Origin of the sequence: Actinomadura sp. GC306, assembly GCF_004348665.1 — a bacterium.
Classification (GTDB): domain Bacteria; phylum Actinomycetota; class Actinomycetes; order Streptosporangiales; family Streptosporangiaceae; genus Spirillospora.
On the sequence record NZ_SMKM01000266.1, the window covers coordinates 1 to 9,325 of the forward strand.

Annotated in this window: 9 protein-coding genes; 3 read left to right on the forward strand and 6 right to left on the reverse strand. The window is 71.5% G+C overall.

From position 1 onward, the window contains the following. From E1200_RS27300 to E1200_RS27315, 4 genes are all read right to left on the reverse strand, one after another. On the reverse strand, positions 1-749 hold a 749-nt coding region (locus E1200_RS27300; protein ID WP_207933564.1), incomplete at its 3' end, for a fumarylacetoacetate hydrolase family protein. Further along, positions 746-1,588 (reverse strand): hypothetical protein, encoded by an 843-nt coding sequence (locus tag E1200_RS27305; protein ID WP_131954947.1) that lies wholly within the window; start codon positions 1,586-1,588, stop codon positions 746-748. The genes E1200_RS27305 and E1200_RS27300, both read right to left, overlap by 4 nt. Then, positions 1,585-2,793, reverse strand: a complete 1,209-nt coding sequence (locus E1200_RS27310; protein WP_131954948.1) for a cupin domain-containing protein — start codon at positions 2,791-2,793, stop codon at positions 1,585-1,587. The genes E1200_RS27305 and E1200_RS27310 overlap by 4 nt, the downstream gene beginning before the upstream one ends. 111 nt (positions 2,794-2,904) lie before the next feature. Further along, positions 2,905-3,429, reverse strand: a complete 525-nt coding sequence (locus E1200_RS27315; protein ID WP_131954949.1) for a MarR family winged helix-turn-helix transcriptional regulator — start codon at positions 3,427-3,429, stop codon at positions 2,905-2,907. A 126-nt stretch (positions 3,430-3,555) separates the two neighbouring features. Between E1200_RS27315 and E1200_RS27320 the strand changes: the two genes are divergently transcribed. Both E1200_RS27320 and E1200_RS27325 read left to right on the forward strand, forming a co-directional pair. After that, on the forward strand, positions 3,556-5,289 hold the full coding sequence (locus E1200_RS27320; protein ID WP_131954950.1) for a pyruvate dehydrogenase: 1,734 nt from the start codon (positions 3,556-3,558) through the stop codon (positions 5,287-5,289). Positions 5,290-5,444: 155 nt separating this feature from the next. Next, positions 5,445-7,064, forward strand: coding sequence for an AMP-binding protein (locus E1200_RS27325; protein ID WP_131954951.1), 1,620 nt, complete (start codon positions 5,445-5,447; stop codon positions 7,062-7,064). A gap of 142 nt (positions 7,065-7,206) precedes the next feature. Here E1200_RS27325 and E1200_RS27330 read toward each other — a convergent pair whose 3' ends face one another. Further along, positions 7,207-7,590, reverse strand: coding sequence for an ATP-binding protein (locus E1200_RS27330; RefSeq protein WP_131954953.1), 384 nt, complete (start codon positions 7,588-7,590; stop codon positions 7,207-7,209). Positions 7,591-7,962: 372 nt separating this feature from the next. Here E1200_RS27330 and E1200_RS27335 point away from each other — a divergent pair, with 372 nt between their 5' ends. Beyond that, complete coding sequence (locus E1200_RS27335; protein ID WP_131954952.1) at positions 7,963-9,051, forward strand: hypothetical protein; 1,089 nt, start codon at positions 7,963-7,965, stop codon at positions 9,049-9,051. An 18-nt stretch (positions 9,052-9,069) separates the two neighbouring features. Here the strand turns inward: E1200_RS27335 and E1200_RS34020 are convergent. After that, the coding region (locus E1200_RS34020; RefSeq protein WP_165950481.1) for a hypothetical protein at positions 9,070-9,325 on the reverse strand (256 nt) is incomplete at its 5' end.

A 9,325-nucleotide genomic window follows, 5' to 3' on the forward strand; every position in this document is an offset into this window, starting at 1 on the left:
ACGCGGGCGGCTTCCAGGGCGAGGAGGGGGACGACCCAAGGGGAGATGGACGTCGCGAAGCTCTTCCCCAGGAACGGGCCAAGGGGCACGTACTCCCATGCCTGGATGTCACGCGCGGACCAGTCGTTCAGGAGGACGAGACCGAAGACCCGCTCGTCGAAGTCGTCCACGCCTACCGAGGTGCCCAGGGGAGACGGGGTGCCGACGACGAAGCCGACCTCTGCCTCGATGTCCAGGCGGCGGCTCTCGCCGAACGTCGGGACGTCCTCGCCCTTGCGCTGGCCGGTGGGACGGACGATGTCGGTCCCCGACGGCACGACCGTCCCCGCACGGCCGTGGTAGCCGACGGGGAGATGCTTCCAGTTCGGCATGAGCGGCTCGGAGCCGGGGCGGAACAGGCGGCCCAGGTTGGACGCGTGGTGTTCGGACGCGTAGAAGTCGACGTAGTCGGCGACCTCGAACGGCATGTGCATCGTGACCTCGTCCACGGGATGCACGGCCGCGTCCGGTATCTCTCCTGCAATGAGGTCCAGAATCTGTTCGCGGACCTCCACCCAGCGTGCGTGGCCCTGAGCCATGAAGGGGTTCAGGGACGCCGTGGCGAACACGGTGTCGACGACGGTGAGGTCGACGACGGTGTCGGCTACGCGGACGCCCACGCGAGGTGACGTGCGGGCGGTCGAGAACACGCCGTAGGGGAGGTTGTCGTACCCGAAGAGGGAGTCCCCGGGGATTTCTATGCGTGTCATCGGGTGGTCTCCTGGAACACGGGTTCGAGTAGCCCGAGGTCCGTGAGTTCGGTCACGGGGTCGGTGATGCTGCACGTGCCGAAGGACAGGAACAGGGCGCGGGCGGCGGACGTCCTGGCCTCGCCGAGCCGGGCCACGCGGTGCGCGACGGACCGGGCGTCGCGGTCGGCGAGGACGGCGGCGAGGTCGCCGAGCGGGCGGCCGTCCAGGGCCGCGTCGGCCGCGAGCAGCAGGTTCAGGAAGCCGTGCTGGTGGAAGCCGGTCTCCGGGTCGGTGTTGCGGACCGGGTGGTGCAGCCCGGCGGTCGCCTTGAACGGGACCCCGGCGTCCGCCACCGCCTGGATCGCGGCGGCCAGCTCCTCCGGGGACGGGTACAGGTTGGCCTTCACGCCGCCGGTGCGGAACTTCGCGCGGTGGCCGCGCGCGGCGATCGCGGCGATCATCGCGGGGCGGCGGTCGTCCCGCGGCACCTCGACGTAGAGGGGCACGTCGACGCGGCCGAGGACGCGGAAGAACTCGTCCGGGTGCATGCCGGGCGGGACGGCGACCTCGAGCCCGCGCACGGCGACGGGCAGGTCGGCGGCCGTCACGAGCGCCTTGGCGGCCTCGCACGGCCCGCCCGGCGCCGTCAGCGACAGGCCGAGCGGGTCGGCGTCGTCGAGCAGCGGGTCGAGGTCGCGCAGCGCGGCCGCCGGCAGGACGAGGGGGCCGACGAGCTCGGCGTAGGGGGCGGCGCGGTGCGCGCGGTGGGCCGGGACGGCCTCGGCCAGCGGCGCGAGGCCGGGCGGGAACACGGCCGCGTCGTCGCACAGCCCGCGGGCGAACGTCGGGACCCTCATGCCCGCCCCCTCGCCCACGTCCAGGCGTAGTCCGGGTCTTCGCAGGCCAGACCGCCCTCCCCGAGCTCCAGCGGACGGAACGTGTCGACCATGACGGCCAGCTCGTCGAAGAACTCGACGCCGATGCTGCGCTCGTACGCGCCGGGCTGCGGGCCGTGCGCGAAGCCGCCCGGGTGGACCGAGACCGACCCCTGCCCGATGCCGGAGCCCTTGCGGGCCTCGTAGTCGCCGCCGCAGTAGAACATGACCTCGTCGGAGTCCACGTTGGAGTGGTAGTAGGGCACCGGGATCGACAGCGGGTGGTAGTCCACCTTGCGGGGGACGAAGTTGCACACGACGAAGTTGTGCCCCTCGAACACCTGGTGCGCGGGCGGCGGCTGGTGGACGCGTCCGGTGATCGGCTCGAAGTCGTGGACGCTGAACGTGAACGGGTAGAGGCAGCCGTCCCAGCCGACGACGTCGAACGGGTGGCGGGCGTAGGTCATGCGGGTTCCGGTGATGCCGCGCGAACCCCTGTGCTTCACCAGGACCTCGACGTCCGTACCGTCCGCCTGGAGGGGCTCGTCCGGGCCGTGGAGGTCGCGTTCGCAGTACGGGGCGTGCTCAAGGAACTGGCCGTAGCGCGACAGGTAGCGCTTGGGCGGCGCGACGTGGCCGGTCGCCTCGATCGCGTACGCGCGGAGCGGCTGGTCGCCGGTGGGCAGCCACCGGTGGGTGGTGGACGCCGGGATGACGACGTAGTCGCCGTCCTCTGCGGACAGCGTCCCGAACACCGTCTCGACCGTCGCGCTGCCGGACTCGACGTACACGATCTCGTCGCCGGTCGCGTTGCGGTACAGCGGCGAGTCGGCGGCGGACACGACGTACGACAGCCGGACGTCGGCGTTGCCGAGGATGAGGCGCCGCCCGGTGACGACGTCGGTCTCGGCCCACGCCTCCTTGGGGAACAGCTCGTGCAGCTTGAGGTGGCGCGGTTTCAGCGGGTGGTTGGGCGTCGTGGAGGCGTCCGGGAGGTCCCACGCCTGCGAATCGACGATCGCGGACGGGATCTCCCGGTGGTACAGCAGGGACGAGTCGGACGAGAAGCCCTCCTCGCCCATGAGCTCCTCGAAGTACAGCCGTTGCCCGTCGTCCCCGCCCTCGCTGTGGCGATGCTGGGTGTGGCGTTTCGGCGGCACGTGGCCGACCCTGCGGTAGTGGGCCATGCTCCATCGCCTCCGATGGTTAACGCATTAACTACTTTGTGCTGACACTACGACCCTTCTCCCTCCCAAGGAAGGGGCTAACCGCGTCGCGCGTGCGGGCTGGCTCTCGGGTTAGCTCCGTTCCCGCACGTCGAACCGGGTCCGGCCCTCGATGAGCTTGTCCAGCAGCATGATCAGCATCTGCTGCTCGGTCTCGGTCAGCACGCCCGCCCACTGCCGCTCGCGCTCGTTCTGGCCGGCGAAGACGTCCAGCATCGCGCGGTGGCCGTGCTCGGTCAGCGAGAGGATCACCGACCGGCCGTCCCGCTCGCCGGGGGTGCGTTCCAGCATCCCGTCCGCGATCAGCGTCTTGGCCAGGTTGGACACCGCGGCCCTGCTCATCCCGGCCAGCGTGGCGGCCCGGCCCGGCTCCAGCGGGCCCGCCAGCCAGGTGACGAACAGCAGCCGGAACCCCGCCCACGAATGCCCCCGCGGCCGGTGCACCGTGGACTCCAGGTCATAGGTGACGATCGCGGACGCCCGGTTGAGCGTCAGCAGCAGCCGCGTCGCCAGCGGATGCGGAAACCCGAACTCCTCCTCCAGCCGGCGCCCCGCCAACTCTACGAACGACCAGAAGTCCGGCTGTTCAACGTTCATGGCGGCACCGGACCTCCCTGAAGTGATTCACGTGTTAACTATCTAACCCGGGGGAGACGAGTGTGTCAGGAGGAGATCGTCGGGCATCTGTCGGGGCAAGGCAGCGCAAACGGAGCGGGAGGGACGATGGCGACGGTCGCCGACCAGTTCATCGAGGTGTTGCGGCAGGCCGGCGTCCGGCGCGTCTACGGGGTGGTGGGCGACAGCCTCAACCCGATCGTGGACGCGATCCGCCGCACCGACGGCATCGACTGGGTCCACGTCCGCAACGAGGAGGCGGGCGCGTTCGCGGCGGCGGCGGAGGCGCAGACCACCGGGCGGCTCGCGGTGTGCGCCGGGAGCTGCGGGCCGGGCAACACGCACCTCGTCCAGGGCCTGTACGACGCGCACCGGTCGGGCGCGCCGGTGCTGGCGCTCGCGTCGCAGATCCCCAGCACGCAGATCGGCAGCGGCTACTTCCAGGAGACCCACCCCGAGCGGCTCTTCGCCGAGTGCAGCCACTTCTGCGAGCCGATCGTCACCCCGGAGCAGATGCCGCGCATCCTGCGGACCGCGATCCAGCACGCGGTCGGGCTGGGCGGCGTCTCCGTGCTGACGCTGCCCGGCGACACGGCCGGCAAGGACGTCGAGGGCTCCGCCGGCGAGCACGACTTCCTCGTGCAGAAGGGCATCGTCCGGCCGCCGCAGGACCAGGTCGAGCAGCTGGCCGGGGCGCTGAACCGGGCGCGCAAGGTGATGCTGTTCTGCGGCGGCGGCGTCAGGGGCGCCCATGCCGAGGTGATGGCGCTCGCGCACAAGGTCCTCTCGCCGGTGGGGCACGCGCTGCGCGGCAAGGAGTGGATCCAGTACGACAACCCGTTCGACGTCGGGATGAGCGGTCTGCTCGGTTACGGCGCCTGCTACGAGGCGACACAGGAGGCCGACCTCGTCCTCCTCCTGGGCACGGACTTCCCTTACGACCAGTTCCTGCCTGGCAAGAACACCGTCCAGGTGGATGCCGACCCGTCGAGACTGGGTCGGCGCACGCCGCTCGACCTGGCCGTCCATGGCGACGTGGGGGAGACGCTCCGGCTCGTCCTGGACAAGGTCGAGCAGAAGCACGACCGGGCGTATCTGGACGAGATGCTGCACCGCCACGCGCGCGCTCTGGAGAACGTCGTCTCCGCCTACACGCGGGACATCGAAAAGCACATCCCGATCCACCCCGAGTACGTCGCGAGCGTCCTGGACGACGTCGCCGCGGACGACGCGATATTCACCGTGGACACCGGCATGGGCAACGTCTGGGTCGCCCGCTACATCACCCCCAACGGGCGGCGCCGCATGCTGGGCTCGTTCGTGCACGGCTCCATGGCGAACGCCCTCCCGCACGCGATCGGCGCCCAGTACGGCGCGCCCGGACGGCAGGTCATCTCCGTCTCCGGCGACGGCGGCCTCGCGATGCTGCTCGGCGAACTCCTCACGGTGAAACTGCACCGCATCCCCGTGAAGATCATCCTGTTCAACAACGCGTCGCTCGGGATGGTGCGCCTGGAGATGATGGTGGACGGCTTCCCCGCCTACGAGACCGACCACGAGGCCGTCGACTACGCCGCGGTCGCCGCGGCGATGGGCATCGAGTCGTCCCGCGTGGAGCGCCCCACCGACGTGGAGGACGGGCTGAAGCGCGCCCTCGCCGCCCCCGGCCCCTACCTGCTGGACGTCGTCACCGACCCGAACGCCCTGTCCATCCCGCCGAACATCACCGCGCAGCAGGTGAAGGGCTTCGCGCTCTCCGCCGGCAAGACCGTCCTCGCGGGCGGTGTGGGCAAGATGCTCGACCTGGCCCGCAGCAACCTCCGCAACATCCCCCGTCCGTGAGCAAAGCCGGGGAGCGGAGCACTCCCCGGCGCCCCTCAATTGTCAGATAAGTGATAGATGCGCTGCCAAATAACTGCCCGGATGCAGAAGAGGACGAAAACGGTGAATCATACGGTCGTAGACCGTAACTTCCCACTTATGGCCGGAGGCGGCGGATGAGCGGACGATCGTCGAAGTTCCAGCGCCGGGCGGCGCTGGTCGTGCGGGCGGGGGGCATGTTCGTCCGCAGCGGGATGGGGCGCCCCGGGCCGCCGCTGAAGGTCGTCCGCCAACTGGACGCGCTGCGCCGCTGGGGGACGCTGCTGGGCGGGACGCTCGTGTCGTCCGCCGCCCGCGATCCCGACCATGTCGCGGTCATCGACGACGCGGGGGAGCTGACCTACGCCGAGCTCGACGCCCGCACCGACCGGCTCGCCGCCGCCCTCGGGCGGTTCGGTGAGGCGCCCCGCGTCGCGGTGCTGTGCCGCAACCACCGGGGCATGGTCGAGACCCTCGTCGCGTGCAGCAAGGGCGGCTCCGACCTCGTCCTGCTGAACACCGGGATGAGCACCGACCAGCTCGTGTCGGTCGTGGACGAGCAGGAGGTGGAGGTCGTCATCGCCGACGGCGAGTTCGGCGACTTCCTCGCGGCGCTGCCGGAGAGCGTCCACACCGTCGAGGCCGGCGGGACGGACTCGGAGCTGGAGAACCTCATCGCCACGGCGCCCGCGGAGAAGATCGCCCCGCCGGCGAAGGCGGGCCGCACGATCGTGCTCAGCTCCGGCACGACCGGCCGGCCGAAGGGCGCCAACCGGCACTCGCGGCCCGGCCTGTCGCCGATGGTGGCGATCATGTCGCGCATTCCGTTCCGGGTGCACGAGCGGATGTTCATCGAGGCGCCGCTGTTCCACACCTGGGGATACGCGATGCTCCAGGCGGCGCTGCCGCTGCGCGCCACGATCGTGCTGCGGTCCCGCTTCGACCCCGAGCAGACCCTCAAGACGATCGAGGCCACCGGGGCGACCGCGCTGATCGCCGTGCCCGTGATGCTGCAGCGCCTGCTGAACGTCCCGGAGGAGGCGCGGAGCGGGCACGACACGTCGTCGCTGCGGATCGTGGCGTCCAGCGGCTCGGCCCTGCCGCCGGCGCTGGCCACGGCGTTCATGGACGAGTACGGCGACGTCCTCTACAACATGTACGGGTCGACGGAGGCGTCGTGGGTCACCATCGCCACGCCCGCCGACCTGCGCGCCTGCCCCGATACCGCGGGCACGGCACCGCCGGGGACCGTGGTCGCGATCCTGGACGAGTCCGGCGAGCCCGTCCCGCCCGGCACCACGGGACGGATCTTCGTCGGGAACGACCTGCCGTTCGCCGGCTACACCAGCGGCGCCACCAAGGAGATGCGCGACGGCCTGATGAGCCTCGGCGACGTCGGCCGCATGGACGAGGCGGGCCGGCTGTTCGTGCAGGGCCGCGACGACGACATGATCGTCTCGGGTGGCGAGAACGTCTTCCCGAGCGCCATCGAGGAGGTCCTCGGCGCGATGCCGCAGGTGCGGGAGGTCGCGGTGATCGGGGTACCGGACGAGAAGTTCGGCCAGCGCGCCGCCGCCTTCCTCGCGCTGCACGAGGGGGAGACCCTGGACGCCGACACCGTCCGCGACCACGTCCGCGACCGCCTAGCGCGCTACGCCGTCCCCCGCGACGTCCACTTCCTGGACGCACTGCCCCGCAACGCGACGGGCAAGGTAGTCCGCCGCGACCTCCAGTCCCACGGGGCTGACGAGTCCTGACGACCGACCCGGCCCCCGCCCTCGTTGACTTGCGGCGTGTTGTTGTTATGGCACGCCGGATAACAACAACACGCCGCAAGTCAACGCATCCGGTGGGCCTGAAGGGGCCTTGGTGGGGATCGCGTCGGTGACCGGTGGGCGGTCAGCGCAGCGCGTGGATCAGGAACCAGAGGCGGGTGCGGTGGGGGGACTGCTCGAAGCTCCACTCGTCGGCCAGGGCGTCGATGACGGTGAGGCCGCGGCCGTGGTCGAGGCGCGGCTCGGCGCCCGCGGAGTCGTCCCGGGCGGGGCCGTCGTCGGTGATGTCGACGCGGAGGCGCCGGCCGTCGGTCGCGACGGTCACGGCGATGATCCCCGTCCCGTGCAGGATGGCGTTGGTGACGCCCTCGGCGGCCATCAGCTCGATGTCGTCCAGGAGGGTCTCGTCGGCGACGACCTTCGCGGCGCGCTCGCGGACGGTGCGCCGGGCACGGCGGCCGCCGTCGCCGTCGCCGGTGAACTCGAACGGCTCACCGAGCCGTTCCATCCCCACGGTCAATCCATCACCACACAGTAGGAAATCGAAAGCGCACAGCGGTCGCTCGGCTCCAGTGAGTGACCGGGTGACGTCCTGGACGTATTGATCTCTGCCTTTCCGGGAGGGTTACTGCACTAATCGCGGAGCCTACGGTACGAGTTACCGCCGCATCGGCGCATTGCGAAAATATGAAACATCGACCATGTTCCCGCTCACTCCGGCACATACCCGCGCCGCCCCCGATGGCGATCGCGAGGGGCACCTTCCCGCTCGTGATCGGAATATTGCTCATCTAAGCCTACAAATCGGGCGATTACTCTGCGTCTCGGGCCGGATCTTCCGGTGCGCCTCCCGTGTCACCATCCGGGCAGGAGGTGTGCCATGCAAGCGGTCGTCCTCGCCTGCGCCGCGCAGGCCGTCTACATCGGCGCCTACGTCCTGTTCAAGACGGCCACCGGCCGGATGAGCCCGATCGGGGGCCGCCATCCGCTGCACGCCGCCGGGCACCTGGTGCGCAGCCCGCGCTGGCTGACCGGTGTCCTGGTGCTGCTCGCGGGCTTCACCCTGTCGGCGACCGCGCTCGTCACGCTCCCGGTCGTCGCGACGCTCCCCGCGTTCGGGCTCGGCCTAGTCCTGCTGCTGGTGGTGGGGATGAGCGGCTTCGGCGAGCGGCCGACGTCGCGCGAGTGGCCGGCCGCCCTGCTCACCGTCGCGGCGATGGTCGCCGCGGCGCTGTCGGTCATGCCCGGCCACGGGGACTCCCTGGCCGAGGCGCTCCACCGGACGGGCGGTGCCGCGGCCGCTGCCGCGCTGTCGCCGTGGAAGGCCGCGCTCGTCCTCGTCCCGTCGCTCGCGCTGCCGCTGTGGCTGCTCTGCGTCCGGGACCGGCAGGTCGGCGGCCGGCACGCCAGGCCGCTGACCGGTATCGCCTACGGGCTCGGCGCGGGCGTCCTGCTCGGCGCGACCGAGGTCTTCGGCATGGGCATGGCGATGCTGCTCGCCGGGCCGGACCGGTGGGCCGCGCTGACCACCGCGTACCCGGCGCTGTTCCTGCTCGCGGGCGTGCTCGGCCTCGGGCTGCTGTCGATCGGGCTGCAGCGCTGCCGCCTCACCATCATCGTCACCGTCGTGACGGTGACCGCGAAGACGCATCTGCTGCTGTCGGCGACGCTGCTGTACGGGGAGCCGTGGCCGCGCGAGTCCGGGCTGCTCCTGCTGCGGCTCGCGGGTGTCGGCCTCGCCGTCCTCGCCCTGCTGGCCTTCCCCCGGCACGAGCGCCGCGCCCGCCCGGCCGCCCCGCCGCGTCCGGACGTTCCCCGGGAGCGTCCCGCCGCGGCCCCGGCCCGGCCGGTGTACGCCGCGCCGCCGCCGGCGTGGCCGGTCGCGCGCTCGACCGGGTTCCGCGGGGGCGGCCGGCTGGTCGGGCCGCGCGGGGACGTCCCGTCCGCGGGCCCGTGGCCGCTCGGCTGAGCGCGGCGCACGGGCGGCTCAGGAACTCGGCGCCCCGGAACGGCCGATGCAGGCCATGAGCGCCTTCTGCGTGCGGCCGTCCTGCGGGTCGGGACGCCAGGTGTCCACGTCCTTGGGCACCTTGATGCCCTGCTTGCGCATGCACGCGACGAACGCGTTCACGACCTTGGACGGGACGGCCGAGGGCTGGACCGGCGTCGCGGCACCGCCCGGCGACGCGTCGCTCCCGCCGGCGTCGGGGGACGGGGCGGGCGCGGGGTTCTCCGCGCTGGGC